This window comes from Streptomyces sp. NPDC038200 (assembly GCF_055600785.1).
This window is the reverse complement of sequence record NZ_JBVJYH010000005.1, coordinates 327,381-342,145: the sequence shown is the minus strand read 5'-3', so window position 1 is coordinate 342,145 and position 14,765 is coordinate 327,381. Positions and strand designations below refer to the sequence as shown.

Here is a 14,765-nt window from a genome sequence, read left to right as displayed (position 1 = left end):
AGCCCCCGAGGCCCACGGCGGCGCCGTGAGCCCCCGGTACGGCACCGCCGGTTCCCGTCGGCACGGCCCGTCGCCGCCGCCGGGAAGGACTCAGTCCTCCTGCGGCCGCAGCAACGTCCGCAGACGGGTCGTGCGGGGCTTGGCCGGGATCTCCGCGACCGCCTTCGGCAGCGCCTGCTCCACCCCGTGGACCACCGACAGGTGCCGCTCCGCCCGGCCGAACGCCGTGTACACCCAGGGGCGGCTGAGAGCCGGCGCGGCGTCACCGGGCAGGACCACGACCACCGCCGGCCAGCGGGTGCCCGCCGCCTGGTGCGCGGTCAGCGCCCAGCCGTGCCGGACACCGCCCTCCACCCGCTCCCGCGGGACGACCACGGGGACGCCGGCGCAGGACAGATGCAGTCCGTCGGCATCGGCCTTCACCACCACGCCCGGCACCGTGCGCCCCGGCGCGGGGGAGTAGGCGATCCGGTCACCGGGGTCGAAGCCGCCGAAGCGGCCGGGGCCGGGGTTGAGGCGCTCCTTGAGCGCGGAGTTGAGGGCACGGGTGCCCGCGGCGCCGCCGTGGCCCGGGGTGATCACCACCGTCTGGTCGGCCGGGACACCGATCGCCCGCGGCACCGAGTCGGCGACCAGCTGCACCGTACGGTGCACGGCCTCGCCGGCGTCCCGCACGGGCACGATGACGATCTCCTTGCCGGGAGCGGCGACCTGGTTCAGCTCGCCGATGCCGATGCCGGAGACCAGCTCGCCGAGGGGGCCGCCGTCCGGGACGCGGGAGGCGGTCGCCGGGCAGACCCGGGCCGCGAGCAGGTCGGCGAAGACCCGGCCCGGACCGGCCGACCACAGCACCCCCGGGTCGCCGCTGAGCACCAGCCGGGCCCCGTCGGGCAGCGACTCGACCAGCATCGCGGCGTTCTCCACGTCGAGCTGGGGCGCGTCCGGCACGATCAGCAGGTCGAGCTCCAGGGCGCCGTCCGCGTCGCGGCCCGGGCCCTCCGCGCCGGACAGCAGACCGGCGACCGTGACCACTCCCTGCTCCGCGGGATCCCCGTCCGGCCGTGCCGCCAGCCGCCGGCACCCGTCCGGGGTGTGGCAGGCGGCGAAGGCCCGCAGGCCCGCGGCGCGGGCGGCGGTGAGCAGCGCGGCCGGTTCGGCGCGGGCCGCCTCCCCGCCGGTGTGCAGCACCAGGCCGTGCCCGGCGACCGCGCGGGCCAGCTCGGCCGCACCCCCGGACAGCGCGGCGGCGGCCGCCTCCCACGCCTGTTCCGCCTCCACGGCCGGTGAGCCCACCAGCCGGGCCAGGCCGTCGGCGAGGCTCTCCTCGGCCAGCGCGTACCGCTCCAGGCCGACCAGGACCCGGACCGGCCGCTCCTGCTCCTCGTCGGTGTCCTCGGGCGCGGGGGCGCCGGGCTCCTCCAGCGCGTCCTGGAACACCAGTGCGTCACCCTCGGCGAGCGCACCCTGCACCGCCGCGTCCGGGTCCGGCACGCCCTGCCGGTCCAGCGCGGCGGTCAGCGTGGCCAGCTCCAGGGCGGTGTGCCCGGCCACGGCAGCCTGCTCCAGCAACCACACCGTCATCGCGCGGCCCCGACGCTCGTCGTCCGGGCCGCAGGCGGCGCCGATCAGCGCCCGCGCGAAGCCGTCGGCCTGCTCCGGCCGGACCCCGCCGACCCGGAGCAGCTGCCAGGGGTCGTCCCGGAGCACGGTGTCGGCGCCCTCGCCGAGAGCCGAGGCCACCTGCGGGGCCAGGCTGTCGGGCGCGCCGCCCTCGGTCAGCACACGGCGCACGGCGTCGACGGCCGCCGGCGCGGGGGCGCTGGGCGCGACCGGTGCGGCCGGCGCGGGCTGGGGCCTGCGCACCGGCTCGGGGGCGGGGCGGCGCGGCGCCGGCGCGGGCTCCGCGAACACCGTGGCCACCGGCTTCTCACCGCTCTCCACGGCCCGGACCGCGGCGAGCAGGTCGGCCGCCTTGCCGCTGAGCCCGGCGCCGCCGACGATCGGGCCCCTCTTCTCGGCCTTGCGCCGCTCGATCCGCTCGCGCTCGATCCGCTGCGCGGCCAGCTCGGCCTCCGCCGCGGACAACTCGCCGGCGGCGGCACCGTCCTCGGCGGCGGCCGAGGAAGCGGCGTCCCCGGAGGCGTCCCCGCCGGCGCCGTCCCCGGCAGCGGAATCCTCCGCGCCGCCCAGTTCCTCCGCGAGGCCCGGGCTCTCCGCGTCGCTCGGGTCCTCCGCGTCGCTCGGGTCCTCCGCGTCGCTCGGGCTCTCCGCGTCGCCACGGATATCCGGGCCGCCCGGCTCCTCCGCGCCGCTCGCCCGTTCCGTGCCCCGGGCAGCGGTGCCCTCGGCGGTGCCCTGGTCCGGGGCCTCACGGGTGTCCGGCGTACCCGGCCCGGCTTCCTCCGTGGTCTCCGGCTCCGTGCTCACAGCGTGCTCCAGTCGTGATCGGGATAGCGGTGCACGGGCGCCGACACATCGTCCAGCGCCCTGCAGATCTCGTCAGGAAGACTAAGGGCCTCCACTGACAATGCCGCCGTGAGCTGCTGCGCGTTGCGCGAGCCGACGATCGGCGCGGCCACCCCGGGCCGGTCCCGGACCCAGGCGAGGGCCACCTGGAGCGGGGTGACCGCGAGCCCGTCGGCGGCGGTCGTCACCGCGTCCACGATGCGGGTCGCCGTGTCGTCCAGATACGGCTCGACGAACGGCGCCAGGTGCTCGGAGGCGCCGCGCGAGTCCGGTGGAGTGGCGTGCCGGTACTTCCCGGTCAGCACGCCCCGGCCGAGCGGGGAGGAGGGCAGCAGACCCACGCCGAGGTCGAGCGCGGCCGGCAGCACCTCGCGCTCCGCGCCCCGTTGCAGCAGCGAGTACTCCAGCTGCGTGCCGGCCAGCCGGGTGCGGGTGCCCGGCGCGGCGAGCTGCCAGGTCGCGGCCTTGGCCAGCTGCCAGCCGCAGAAGTTGGAGACGCCGGCGTACCGGGCCCGGCCGCTGCTCACCGCGATGTCGAGAGCCTGGAGCGTCTCCTCCAGCGGGGTGGCGGGGTCGTAGGCGTGGACGTGCCACAGGTCGACGTAGTCGGTGCCGAGCCGGGCGAGGGAGGCGTCGAGAGCGGCGAGCAGATGGCCGCGGGAGCCGTCGAAACGGCGGTCGGGGTCGGGCACGCTGCCCGCCTTGGTGGAGACGACCAGGTCCCGGCGAGGCACCAGGCCGTCCATGAGCTGCCCGAGCAGATACTCCGCCTCCCCGTCGCCGTACACGTCCGCGGTGTCGACGAGGGTGCCGCCGGCCTCCCAGAACGCCTTCAGCATGTCCGCGGCGTCGTGCTGGTCGGTGTCCCGGCCCCAGGTGAGGGTGCCGAGCCCGATCCGGGACACGCGCAGGCCGGTACGGCCGAGATGCCTCTGCTCCATGCGGGCGAGATTACTGGCCAGAACCGGTGCGGTGGGTTGCCTGTGGACAACCCGGTTCGCCGAGTCACGGCCGGCCGGGAACGGGTGCCGTTCCCCCCTGCCGGCGGGGTGCCGACGTGCCCGTACGCGCCGCTCCCGCCGCCGCGACCGCCCGCGGCCACGACGGGGGGGCTCGGGGCCCGGAAGGGGCGCGGGCGACCGAGTGACCGGCCACCGGCCGCCCGCGGCCGGCCGGCCGCACGAACCCCCGCGACGCACTGCCGCCCCCGGCCACACCCGCGCTAAGGTCTGCCGCACAGGGACGTTACTGATCGGTAAGGGGATGCGCACATGCAGCTCGGGATCAACCTCGGCTACTGGGGTGCCGGAATGGACGGCGACAACCTGGCCGTGGCGCAGGAGGCCGACCGGCTGGGCTACGCGGTGTGCTGGGCCGCCGAGGCCTACGGCTCCGACGCGGCCACCGTGCTCAGCTGGGTCGCCGCGCAGACCGAGCGCATCGACGTCGGCTCGGCCATCTTCCAGATCCCGGCCCGGCAGCCGGCGATGACCGCGATGACCGCGGCCACCCTCGACTCGCTCTCCGGCGGCCGGTTCCGGCTCGGTCTCGGCGTCTCGGGCCCGCAGGTCTCCGAGGGCTGGTACGGCGTCAAGTTCGACAAGCCGCTGGCCCGCACCCGCGAGTACGTGGAGATCGTCCGCAAGGCGATGACCCGGGAGCGGCTGACGTACGAGGGCGCGCACTGGACGCTGCCGCTGCCCGGCGGCCCCGGCAAGCCGATCAAGCTGACCGTGCACCCGCAGCGCGAGCACATCCCGCTGTACATCGCCGCGATCGGCCCGAAGAACCTGGAGCAGACCGGCGAGATCGCCGACGGCGCACTGGTGATCTTCCCGTCCGCCGAGCACCTGGAGGAGACCACCGTCAAGCACCTGCGCGCCGGCCGGGAGAAGGCGGGCAAGACCCTCGACGGCTTCGACATCTGTCCGACCCTGCCGCTCGCCGTCGGCGACGACAAGGACGTCGCCCGGCTCGCCGACACCTTCCGCCCGTACACCGCGCTGTACGTCGGCGGCATGGGCAGCGCCAAGCAGAACTTCTACAACCAGCTCGCCCAGCGCATGGGATACGGGAAGGAGGCCGCCGAGATCCAGCAGAAGTACCTGTCCGGGGACAAGCAGGGGGCCGCCGCCGCGATCCCGCAGGACCTCATCGACCGGACCACGCTGCTGGGCTCCGTCGACCGGATCGCCGACCGGATGAAGGCCTACGCCGCCGCCGGGGTCACCACCCTCAGCCTGGCCCCGGCCGGCTTCACGCTGGAGGAGCGGCTCGCCTCCCTGCGGGCCGGCACCGAGGCTCTGGAGCGCGCCGGGCTCGCGTAAGGGGCTTTCAGCGGCCGTGGTGGGGGCTCGGGGGTCTTCCCCGCCACGGCCGTCACGGAGAACAACGCGCCCGGCGCCGCGCGGTTACGACCCCCGTACCGCTTCTTTTCCGGCCCCGGCGGTCCTTCGTTCGGCCGAGCCGGCCCGCACCCCCTGTTGCGGTGCTCCGACATTCGCATTTGACTCGTTATCCGACTCTTTCTTGTCGGAATGCGCGAACTTGTCGGAATGCGCGAAACCTGCGCAGTCCTCCGGGGCCGGGGAGAGGTGGCGGCCATGCTTTCGGCCAGGAGTCTGTTCCAGGAGATCCTCGACGACGACGAGTCCTTCCGGCTCTTCTGCTCCATCGCCGCCGGCGGTGAGTCCCAGGGCGGCTGGGAGAACGGCCGGATCGCCGCGCTGGTGCCGGAGAGCGAGCGCGCGCTCGCCCCGAAGATCGCCCGGCACGGCGCCGACGAGGACAAGCACGGGCGCATCTTCCACGCCCTGCTGAGGAAGCGCGGGCTCACACCCGTCCCCGTGCCGCCCGAGACCGACTACACGACGCTCCTGGAACGGCGCGGCATCGGTCTCGCCCACGACCGGCTCCGCCGGGACGAGCCGCTCACCGTGCGGGACGTCATCGTCTACCTCGCGCACAGCCGGGTCACCGAACAGCGCGCCGCCGAGCAGATGGTGCTGCTGCGCACGTGCTTCGGCGACCACCCCGAGGTCGGCAGGGCCGTCCGCATGATCTCCGCCGACGAGGACGACCACCTCGCCTACACCCACGAGGAACTGCTGCGCCTCGCCGCCGCCGGGCACGGCCGGCTGATCCAGTCCACCCTGCGCACGTGCGCGCTGGCCGAGATCCGCGTCTACCGGGACGTCAGCCTGGCCGTCATGGCCCGGATGGGCCGCATCCTCCGCTGGCCGGCGGCCAAGTCGGCGGTGCTCGCCGCCGGCATCCACGCCGTGTACGGCTACGAGCGCCTCGCCGGCTGGCATCGCATGGTCGGCCTCCGCATGCCCGAGCGCCGCGACGCCCTCGGCGGACCGGCGGCGCCCGCCCGGGAGTTCGCCTGAGCCGCGGTCAGAGCCAGCCGCGCCCCTTGAACAGCCGGTACAGCAGCATCTCCAAGGCGGCCATCAGCAGGATCACCGCCGGATACGACCACAGCCAGTGCAGCTCGGGCATGTGGTCGAAGTTCATGCCGTAGATCCCCGCGATCATCGTGGGCACCGCGGCCATCGCCGCCCACGAGGAGATCTTCCGCATGTCGTCGTTCTGCCGCACGCTCATCTGCGCCAGATGCGCCGACAGGATGTCCGACACCAGCCGGTCCAGGGCCTCCACGGACTCGTTCACGCGTGTGAGGTGGTCGCCCACGTCCCGGAAGAACGGCCGCGCCTTCTCGTGGACGAACGGCACCGTGACACCCGGGCCGGTCCCGGCCAGCCGGGTCAGCGGCAGCGCCAGCGGCCCGGTGGCCCGGCGGAACTCCAGGACCTGCCGCTTGAAGGTGTAGATCCGGGACGCGGTGTTGCGGGAACCGCCGACCTCCGGCCGGAACACCTCCGCCTCCAGCTCGTCCAGGTCGGTCTGCAACTCCGTCGCCACCTCCAGGTAGTGGTCGACGACCGCGTCGGCGATCGCGTACAGCACGGCCGTGGGGCCCTTGTCGAGCATCTCCGGCTCGTTCTCCAGCCGGTGCCGCACGGCCGCCAGCGGCGAGCCCTCGCCGTGGCGGACGGTCACGACGAAACCGTCGCCGACGAAGACCATCACCTCGCCGGCGGAGACGGCATCGCTCTCGGGCTCGTACACGACCGGCTTCAGCACCACGAACAGCGAGTCGTCGTACACCTCCAGCTTGGGCCGCTGATGCGCCTTGAGCGCGTCCTCCACGGCCAGCGGATGCAGCCCGAACTCCTGCGTGACCAGGTCGAACTCCCGCTCGGACGGCTCGTACAGGCCGATCCACACGAAGCCGCCCGCGGCCCGCGCCTCGGCGAGCGCGTCGGACATGTCCTCCGGCCCCTCGGAGCGGTGCCCGTGCCGGTAGATGGCGCAGTCCACGATCACCTTGCGCATTCTCCCCTCGCCTGCCCGCCGTCGCACAGTGATGTACGCCTACCCTTGCCGCATGCCCACGTTGATCCTCGTAAGGCACGGACGTTCCACCGCCAACACCTCGGGCGTGCTCGCCGGACGGACACCCGGCGTCGCCCTGGACGAGCGCGGCGCCGCGCAGGCCGCCGCGCTGCCCGGCAGGCTCGCCGCCCTGCCGATCTCGGAGGTCGTCACCAGCCCCCTCCAGCGCTGCCAGGAGACCGTACGGCCGCTGCTGGAGGCCCGCCCCGGTCTGCGCTCCCACACCGAGGAGCGGATCGAGGAGTGCGACTACGGCGACTGGTCGGGCCGCAAGCTCGCCGAGCTGAAGGACGAGCCGCTGATGGAGGTCGTGCAGGCCCATCCGTCCGCCGCCGCCTTCCCGGGCGGCGAGTCCATGCGGGCCATGCACACCCGTGCCGCCGAGGCCGTACGCGAGTGGAACGCGCGCGTGGAGGACCAGCACGGCGCCGACGCCGTCTACCTGATGTGCTCGCACGGCGACATCATCAAGGCCCTCGTCGCCGACGCCCTCGGACTCCATCTCGACCTCTTCCAGCGGATCTCCGTGGAACCGTGTTCCATCACCGCGATCCGCTACACCCGGCTCAGGCCGTTCCTCGTGCGCCTCGGCGACACCGGAGATTTCGCTTCGCTCGCCCCGCGCGAGGAACCCAGTGAGAGCGACGCACCGGTCGGAGGTGGTGCGGGCGCACCGTGATCGTCGGCCGCAGTAGGGTGAAGCGATCCACCCGGTCGCTCATCCGCAGGGCCCGGCCCGCCGCAATTCTCGAAATCACGAACGCAATGGAGACAGGACGTGTCCCGTCAGGTGTTCCTCTACGACCAGCCGGACCGCTTCGTGGCCGGCACGGTCGGACTGCCCGGGCGCCGTACGTTCTTCCTCCAGGCCACCGCAGGCCCCCGGGTGACCAGCGTGGTCCTGGAGAAGACCCAGGTCGCCGCGCTCGCCGAGCGCATGGACGAACTGCTGGACGAGGTCGTACGGCGTAGTGGCGGCAGCGCCGCCGTCCCTGCCGTGGCGCCCACCGAGATCAGCGACACCGCCCCCCTCCACACCCCCGTCGAGGAGGAGTTCCGGGTCGGCACCATGGCCCTCGCCTGGGACGGCGAGGACCAGCGCATGATCGTGGAGGCGCAGGCGCTGGTCGAGCTGGACGCCGACACCGAGGAGGACCTCGCCGAGGCCGAGGAGCGGTTGCTCCAGGACGAGGAGAACGGACCCCCGATGCTGCGGGTCCGGCTGACCGGCGCGCAGGCCAGGGCCTTCGCCAAGCGCGCCCTCGACGTCGTCAACGCCGGGCGGCCACCGTGCCCGCTGTGCAGCCTCCCGCTCGATCCGGAAGGACACGTATGTCCGCGCCAGAACGGATACCGCCGCGGAGCCTGACGCCCGCCGGGACCGGCGCCGACCCGCACCCCGCCGAGCTGCTCGCCCGGGGTGAGCTGACCGTACGCGGCCGGATCCGCGAGGCGTCCAACGCGGCGCTGTTCTGCTCGGTCGCCCTCGACGGCCGCACGGCCTCCTGCGTCTACAAGCCGGTGGCCGGCGAGCGCCCCCTGTGGGACTTCCCCGACGGCACCCTCGCGGGCCGCGAGGTGGCCGCCTACGCGGTCTCCGAGGCCACCGGCTGGGGGCTCGTGCCGCCCACCGTGCTGCGCGACGGGCCGTACGGCGAGGGCATGTGCCAGCTGTGGATCGACGTCCACGCCGAGGCGGAACTGCTCGCCCTGGTCGACGGCGAGGAACCCGAGCCGGGCTGGAAGGCGATCGGGTTCGCCGAGGTCGGCGAGGGCCGCACCGCGCTGCTGGTGCACGCCGACGACGAGCGGCTGCGCCGGCTGGCCGTCCTGGACGCGGTGATCAACAACGCCGACCGCAAGGGCGGCCATCTGCTGCCCACCGCCGACGGCCGGCTCTACGGCATCGACCACGGCGTCACCTTCAACGCCGAGGACAAGCTGCGCACCCTGCTGTGGGGCTGGGCCGGGGAACCCCTCACCCCGGAGGCCGTCGACGTCCTCCGGGGGCTGCGGGCCGCCCTGGACGCGGAGCTGGGGGAGCGGCTGGCGGCGCTGATCACGGCGGCCGAGATCGACGCCACACGCGCGCGCGTCGAGGCGCTGCTCACCTCCGGAACCCATCCGGAGCCGGGCGGGGACTGGCCCGCCATCCCCTGGCCGCCGGTATAAGCACATCCGGCGCCGAGGTACAAGAACGCCTAACCGGCCATCCGGTCCGATCCCGTTCGTATACGCGGCACGGTGCCGGTTAGGCTCATGTACATGCATGCCTGGCCCGCTTCCGAGGTCCCCGCCCTGCCTGGTCAGGGCCGCGACCTGAGGATCCACGACACCGCGACCGGCGGTCTGGTCACCCTCGACCCCGGTCCCGTCGCCCGCATCTACGTCTGCGGCATCACGCCGTACGACGCGACCCACATGGGTCATGCGGCGACCTACAACGCGTTCGACCTGGTTCAGCGCGTGTGGCTCGACACCAAGCGGCAGGTCCACTACGTCCAGAACGTCACCGACGTCGACGACCCGCTGCTGGAGCGCGCGGAGCGGGACGGCGTCGACTGGGTCGCCCTCGCCGAGAAGGAGACGGCCCTCTTCCGCGAGGACATGACCGCCCTGCGGATGCTCCCCCCGAAGCACTACATAGGCGCCGTCGAGGCGATACCCGGCATCGTCCCGCTCGTGGAGCGGCTGCGCGACCTCGGCGCGGCCTACGAGCTGGAAGGCGACATCTACTTCTCCGTCGGGTCCGACCCGAACTTCGGCAAGGTGTCGAACCTGGACGCCGCCGCCATGCGGTTGCTGTCCGCCGAGCGCGGCGGCGACCCGGACCGCCCGGGCAAGAAGAACCCGGTCGACCCGATGCTGTGGATGGCGGCCCGCGAGGGCGAGCCCAGCTGGGACGGCGGCTCCCTCGGCCGGGGCCGCCCCGGCTGGCACATCGAGTGCGTGGCCATCGCCCTGGACCACCTCGGCATGGGCTTCGACGTCCAGGGCGGCGGCTCCGACCTCGCCTTCCCGCACCACGAGATGGGCGCCTCGCACGCCCAGGTGCTCACCGGCGAGTTCCCCATGGCCAAGGCGTACGTGCACGCCGGCATGGTCGCCCTGAACGGCGAGAAGATGTCCAAGTCCAAGGGCAACCTCGTCTTCGTCTCCCGGCTGCGCCTCGACGGCGTCGACCCCGCCGCCATCCGGCTCGCCCTGCTCGCCCACCACTACCGCGCCGACTGGGAGTGGACCGACGACGTCCTCCAGGAGGCCCTCGCCCGCCTCGGCCGCTGGCGCGCGGCCGTCTCCCGGCCCGACGGCCCGTCCGCCGACGCACTCGTCGAGGAGATCCGCGAGGCGCTCGCCACCGACCTGGACGCCCCGGCCGCACTCGCCGCGGTCGACCGCTGGGCGGCCCGCCAGGAGCAGGAGGGCGGCACCGACACCGGCGCGCCCGGCGTGGTCACCCGCGCCGTGGACGCGCTGCTGGGCGTGGCGCTCTAGACGCCGCACGGATCCCCGCGCCCGCAGGGGCGCGGGGGTCCGCGCCGGCGGGGCGCGACGAGCCCCGCCGAACCCGCCGAAGCCGTCGGCGCGCGAGAGCCCGCAGCGGCACGCCGCGGCGCGTCCGGCGGCACGAAGCCGCGGCGCGTCCGGCAGCACGAAGAAGGGGCGCTTCCCCGACGGGAACCGCCCCTTCGCCGTACCTCAGTCCTCCGGACCGTCGTCGTCCTCTTCCCGCGGCCCGCCGCCGGCGGCGGGCGGCCGCGGCTTCCCGCCCGGAGGGCCCACGTCCCGGCGCCGCAGATACCGCTCGAACTCGCGGGCGATCGCCTCACCGGACGCCTCGGGCAGCTCGGCGGTGTCCCGGGCCTCCTCCAGCGTCTGGACGTACTCGGCGACCTCGCTGTCCTCCGCGGCCAGCTGGTCCACGCCCACCTGCCAGGCACGCGCGTCCTCGGGCAGCTCGCCCTGCGGGACGCGCAGGTCCAGCAGGTCCTCCAGGCGGTTGAGGAGCGCCAGCGTCGCCTTGGGGTTGGGCGGCTGGGAGACGTAGTGCGGGACGGCCGCCCACAGCGAGACCGCGGGGACGCCGGCGTGCGTGCACGCCTCCTGCAGCACGCCGACGATGCCCGTCGGACCCTCGTACTTGGTCTCCTCCAGGTCCATCCGGCGGGCCAGGTCCGGGTCGGACGTGACCCCGCTGACCGGCACCGGGCGCGTGTGCGGGGTGTCACCGAGCAGGGCGCCCAGGATGACCACCAGTTCCACGCCCAGCTCGTGCGCGAAGCCGAGCAGCTCGTTGCAGAACGAGCGCCAGCGCATGGACGGTTCGATGCCGCGGACCAGCACCAGATCGCGCGGCTTCTCGCCGCCGACCCGGACGACCGACAACCGGGTCGTCGGCCAGGTGATCTTGCGCACACCGCCGTCCATGAACACCGTGGGGCGGTTCACCTGGAAGTCGTAGTAGTCCTCGGCGTCCAGCGCCGCGAACACCTCGCCCTTCCACTCGCGTTCCAGATGCGCGACCGCCGTGGAGGCGGCGTCGCCGGCATCGTTCCAGCCCTCGAACGCGGCCACCATGACTGGGTCGATCAGCTCGGGAACCCCCTCCAGCTCGATCACCCAGTGCCTCCTTCCGACGTGCCCTCGCCTGACTCACCAACCTTACGGCGTCGGGCGGGGGCGTCCGCAGCCCCCTTGCCCGGGGGAGTGAACGGATCACTGCCCCGTTCACCGCCGGGGAACACCCCGGCGCTCCCGTTCGAGCGGGCCGCCCCCCGAGGGCGGCCCGCCCCCCCGGGCGGCGCCCCCGGCCGGACTCACGGCGTGGACCGCAGCCACTGCTCCACGCTCGCGATGTGCACGGTCGCCCAGGACCGCGCCGCCTCCGCGTCCCCGTCGCGCAGCGCGGCGAGGATCGCCCGGTGCTCGCGCAGGGTGCGACCGACCGCGTCCTCCTGGGTCAGCCCCCGCCAGATCCGGGCCCGGGTGGTGGGCCCGGACAGCCCGTCCAGCAGCGAGCACAGCACCGAGTTGCCGGCGCTCCGCACGATGCTCCGGTGGAACTCCAGGTCGGCGGCGACCAGCTGCTCCACCGAGGGGTCCGCGCCCAGCGCGTCCAACCGGGATTCCAGCGCGTCCAGTTGCTCCGCGCCGATCCGCGAGGCGGCCAGCGCGGTCGCGGCCGGCTCCAGGATCCGGCGCACCGCCAGGAACTCCAGCACCGTGTCGTCGCGGTGGAAGTCCACGACGAAGCTCATCGCCTCCAGCAGCAGCTGAGGATCGAGGCTGGTGACGTAGGTGCCGTCGCCCTGCCGTACGTCGAGGATCCGGATCAGCGACAGCGCCCGTACGGCCTCCCGCAGGGAGTTGCGGGACAGGCCCAGTTCGGCGGCCAGTTCGCTCTCCTTGGGCAGCCGGTCGCCGGGGCGCAGCGCACCGGCGACGATCATGCCCTTGATCTTCTCGATCGCCTCGTCGGTGACTGCCACGACCGGCCTCCCGTCCCCCGCAGCCCGCCTCGCACATCCGATGTCTCAGCGCACATTATGCGGCGCGGGCCGGAACCACTCGCTCCGATGCGGTGTCTTGGCACAGGAGTGCCGGAAACACCGTCGAAAGAACAGGAATCGTCCCCGTGTCACAGTCGCTGAGGAAGCCGCTGGCCCGTGCGGGCTTCACGATGGCAGCCGCCCTGGGCCTCGCCCTCACCGCCGGGGCCGTCACGGCCCACGCCGCGGGCAAGCCGAACACGGTCGACTACTTCTCCTCGGGCGGCAAGAAGAGGGCGATGGTCGTCTTCGAGCCGCGCGACTCGGCGAAGGACGACGAGCGTGTGGACGTCCAGGACCTGAGCAGGGACGGCCACTACATCTGGACGGAGGTGTACGACGTCACGGCGCGGAAGATGAAGGGCCACTGCCAGACGTCCGGCTTCACGTCCTGCCCGTTCGCGATACCCGAGGGCCACCGGGTCCGCATCAATGTGTATCGGCTCAACTCCCATGACTCCGACTTCATGGGCGAGGTCCACACCAAGAAGGGCAAGCTGCCGACCGCCTGACCGCTCGGCACCCCGAACGGCACCCGGCCCCACCGGTTCCGCACCGGTGGGGCCGAGTGTGTCTTCCGGCGCTGCCGGCCCCGGTCGGGGGGAGGGGCCGGCAGCGGCCGGGGCCTACTTCTTGTCGAGCAGGTCCTGGACCTTCGCGCGGACCTCGTCCGTGGCCAGGCCCCGGATGGTCAGCGTGGTGCGGCGGCGCAGCACGTCGTCCGGCGTCTCGGCCCACTCGTGGTCACGGGCCCAGACGACCTGCGCCCAGATCTCGGGGGCGTCCGGGTGGACGCGCTCGCCCAGCTCCGGGTTGTCGTTGGCCAGGCGGGCGATGTCGAACGCCAGGGAGCCGTAGTGGGTGGCCAGGTGCTTGGCGGTGTCGGCGGCCATGCGCGGGCCCGGCGCCGGGTAGTCCACCAGCAGTCGGTGGGCGACCGCGCGCGGGTTGGCGACACCCGGCAGCGGCAGCTTCTTCGGCAGCGAGGAGATCGGCTCGAAGTCGTCGCCGAGCGGATGACCCGGCAGCGCCTCCAGCTTCTTCATGATGGTGCGGCCGATGTGGCGGAACGTCGTCCACTTGCCGCCGGCGACGGAGAGCATGCCGGCCTTGCCCTCGGTCACCACGGTCTCCCGCTTGGCCTTGGCGGTGTCGCCGGGGCCGCCCGGCAGCACCCGCAGACCCGCGAACGCGTAGGTGATGAGGTCCCGCTGGAGCTGCTGGTCCCGGACGGAGAACGCGGCCTCGTCCAGGATCTGGGCTATGTCCTTCTCGGTGACGGACACATCCGCCGGGTCGCCCTCGAACTCCTCGTCGGTGGTGCCGAGCAGCAGCATGTCCTCCCAGGGGAGGGCGAAGGTGATGCGGTACTTGTCGATCGGGGTCGCCAGCGCCGCCTTCCACGGGGACGTGCGCTTCAGCACCAGGTGCGCGCCCTTGGACAGGCGGATGGACGGCGCCGCGTCCGGGTCCTCCATCCGGCGCAGGTGGTCGACCCAGGGACCGGTCGCGTTCAGCACCAGACGGGCGTTCACACCGAACTCGTCACCGGAGGTCCGGTCCTTGAGGTCGGCGCCGGTGACCCGGCCCTTGGTGAAGCGCAGGCCGGTGACCTCGGCGTGGTTGAGGACGACCGCGCCCGACTCGACGGCCGCGCGGACCGTCATCAGCGCCATGCGCGCGTCGTTCATCTGGTCGTCGCCGTACACGGCCACGGCCTTGAGGTTCTCGGTGCGCAGCTCGGGCACGTCCTGCGCCGCCTTGGCGGGGGAGAGCAGGTGTCCGACGCCGTCGCCGAACGCGGAGAGCGCGGAGTAGGCGAAGACGCCCGCGCCGAGCTTCGCCGCGCCGTGCGGCCCGCCCTTGTACACGGGGAGGTAGAAGGTGAGCGGGTTCGCCAGGTGGGGGGCCACCTGGCGGGAGACCGCACGGCGCTCGAAGTGGTTCTCCGCCACCAGCTTCACCGCGCCGGTCTGCAGGTAGCGCAGACCGCCGTGGAGCAGCTTGGAGGAGGCGGAGGAGGTGGCACCGGCGAAGTCGCCGGCGTCGACCAGCGCCACCCTGAGCCCGGACTGCGCGGCGTGCCAGGCGGTGGAGATGCCCAGGATGCCGCCGCCGATCACAAGAAGGTCGTACGACGCCTTGGCGAGCTGCTCCCTGGTCTCGGCACGGCTCGGGTTGGAGCCGGAGGCCGGGTGCGTTCCCAGGGCAGGCACGGACTGCAGGGTGGACTGACTGGTCATGTCGGGTACTTACTCCTCGTCAGAGATGTCTGAGCCGTCTAGGGGC

General features: G+C 73.5%; 13 protein-coding genes. 7 read left to right on the top strand and 6 right to left on the bottom strand.

All coding sequences use genetic code 11. From position 1 onward, the window contains the following. Nucleotides 1-90: 90 nt before the first annotated feature. Nucleotides 91-2,427, bottom strand: a complete 2,337-nt coding sequence (locus tag ACZ7KF_RS13775) for a helix-hairpin-helix domain-containing protein (protein ID WP_471073051.1) — start codon at nt 2,425-2,427, stop codon at nt 91-93. Next, nucleotides 2,424-3,407 carry an aldo/keto reductase gene (locus ACZ7KF_RS13770; RefSeq protein WP_471073048.1) on the bottom strand — a complete coding sequence of 328 codons (984 nt, stop codon included), beginning with the start codon at nt 3,405-3,407 and terminating at the stop codon, nt 2,424-2,426. The genes ACZ7KF_RS13775 and ACZ7KF_RS13770 overlap by 4 nt, the downstream gene beginning before the upstream one ends. Before the next feature lie 330 nt (nt 3,408-3,737). Here ACZ7KF_RS13770 and ACZ7KF_RS13765 point away from each other — a divergent pair, with 330 nt between their 5' ends. Next, on the top strand, nt 3,738-4,793 hold the full coding sequence (locus tag ACZ7KF_RS13765; protein WP_471073045.1) for an LLM class F420-dependent oxidoreductase: 1,056 nt from the start codon (nt 3,738-3,740) through the stop codon (nt 4,791-4,793). Between the two features lie 276 nt (nt 4,794-5,069). Then, nucleotides 5,070-5,858, top strand: a complete 789-nt coding sequence (locus tag ACZ7KF_RS13760; RefSeq protein WP_471073042.1) for a ferritin-like domain-containing protein — start codon at nt 5,070-5,072, stop codon at nt 5,856-5,858. A 7-nt stretch (nt 5,859-5,865) separates the two neighbouring features. Here the strand turns inward: ACZ7KF_RS13760 and corA are convergent, their stop codons facing one another. Next, nucleotides 5,866-6,858, bottom strand: a complete 993-nt coding sequence (gene corA / locus ACZ7KF_RS13755; RefSeq protein ID WP_471073403.1) for a magnesium/cobalt transporter CorA — start codon at nt 6,856-6,858, stop codon at nt 5,866-5,868. Nucleotides 6,859-6,919: 61 nt separating this feature from the next. Between corA and ACZ7KF_RS13750 the strand changes: the two genes are divergently transcribed. The 4 genes from ACZ7KF_RS13750 to mshC all read left to right on the top strand — a co-directional run bounded on the left by ACZ7KF_RS13750 (nt 6,920) and on the right by mshC (nt 10,422). Beyond that, the gene (locus ACZ7KF_RS13750) at nt 6,920-7,606 is read left to right on the top strand and encodes a histidine phosphatase family protein (protein WP_471073039.1); all 687 of its coding nucleotides are present in this window, start codon (nt 6,920-6,922) and stop codon (nt 7,604-7,606) included. Nucleotides 7,607-7,705: 99 nt separating this feature from the next. Next, a complete protein-coding gene (locus tag ACZ7KF_RS13745; RefSeq protein ID WP_471073036.1) occupies nt 7,706-8,296 on the top strand; it encodes a DUF3090 domain-containing protein in 591 nt (196 codons plus the stop codon). After that, nucleotides 8,260-9,099 carry an SCO1664 family protein gene (locus tag ACZ7KF_RS13740; protein WP_471073033.1) on the top strand — a complete coding sequence of 280 codons (840 nt, stop codon included), beginning with the start codon at nt 8,260-8,262 and terminating at the stop codon, nt 9,097-9,099. The genes ACZ7KF_RS13745 and ACZ7KF_RS13740 overlap by 37 nt, the downstream gene beginning before the upstream one ends. 93 nt (nt 9,100-9,192) lie before the next feature. Continuing rightward, nucleotides 9,193-10,422, top strand: coding sequence for a cysteine--1-D-myo-inosityl 2-amino-2-deoxy-alpha-D-glucopyranoside ligase (mshC, locus tag ACZ7KF_RS13735; RefSeq protein WP_471073030.1), 1,230 nt, complete (start codon nt 9,193-9,195; stop codon nt 10,420-10,422). Between the two features lie 204 nt (nt 10,423-10,626). On the opposite strand, the gene ACZ7KF_RS13730 is transcribed toward mshC, so the two are convergent. Together ACZ7KF_RS13730 and ACZ7KF_RS13725 are read right to left on the bottom strand one after the other, a co-directional pair. Next, nucleotides 10,627-11,547 carry a PAC2 family protein gene (locus ACZ7KF_RS13730; RefSeq protein ID WP_471073027.1) on the bottom strand — a complete coding sequence of 307 codons (921 nt, stop codon included), beginning with the start codon at nt 11,545-11,547 and terminating at the stop codon, nt 10,627-10,629. Nucleotides 11,548-11,744: 197 nt separating this feature from the next. Continuing rightward, nucleotides 11,745-12,416, bottom strand: a complete 672-nt coding sequence (locus ACZ7KF_RS13725; RefSeq protein ID WP_471073024.1) for a FadR/GntR family transcriptional regulator — start codon at nt 12,414-12,416, stop codon at nt 11,745-11,747. Between the two features lie 146 nt (nt 12,417-12,562). Here ACZ7KF_RS13725 and ACZ7KF_RS13720 point away from each other — a divergent pair, with 146 nt between their 5' ends. Next, on the top strand, nt 12,563-12,988 hold the full coding sequence (locus ACZ7KF_RS13720; protein ID WP_471073021.1) for a hypothetical protein: 426 nt from the start codon (nt 12,563-12,565) through the stop codon (nt 12,986-12,988). A gap of 114 nt (nt 12,989-13,102) precedes the next feature. On the opposite strand, the gene ACZ7KF_RS13715 is transcribed toward ACZ7KF_RS13720, so the two are convergent. Beyond that, nucleotides 13,103-14,719, bottom strand: a complete 1,617-nt coding sequence (locus tag ACZ7KF_RS13715) for a glycerol-3-phosphate dehydrogenase/oxidase (protein ID WP_471073019.1) — start codon at nt 14,717-14,719, stop codon at nt 13,103-13,105. Nucleotides 14,720-14,765 lie beyond the last annotated feature (46 nt).

Coding starts and splice junctions, on each gene's coding strand:
- ACZ7KF_RS13770 (WP_471073048.1), bottom strand. CDS start 3,407: ATGGAGCAGAGGCATCTCGGCCGTACCGGCCTGCGCGTGTCCCGGATC.
- ACZ7KF_RS13765 (WP_471073045.1), top strand. CDS start 3,738: ATGCAGCTCGGGATCAACCTCGGCTACTGGGGTGCCGGAATGGACGGC.
- ACZ7KF_RS13760 (WP_471073042.1), top strand. CDS start 5,070: ATGCTTTCGGCCAGGAGTCTGTTCCAGGAGATCCTCGACGACGACGAG.
- ACZ7KF_RS13750 (WP_471073039.1), top strand. CDS start 6,920: ATGCCCACGTTGATCCTCGTAAGGCACGGACGTTCCACCGCCAACACC.
- ACZ7KF_RS13740 (WP_471073033.1), top strand. CDS start 8,260: ATGTCCGCGCCAGAACGGATACCGCCGCGGAGCCTGACGCCCGCCGGG.
- mshC (WP_471073030.1), top strand. CDS start 9,193: ATGCATGCCTGGCCCGCTTCCGAGGTCCCCGCCCTGCCTGGTCAGGGC.
- ACZ7KF_RS13715 (WP_471073019.1), bottom strand. CDS start 14,719: ATGACCAGTCAGTCCACCCTGCAGTCCGTGCCTGCCCTGGGAACGCAC.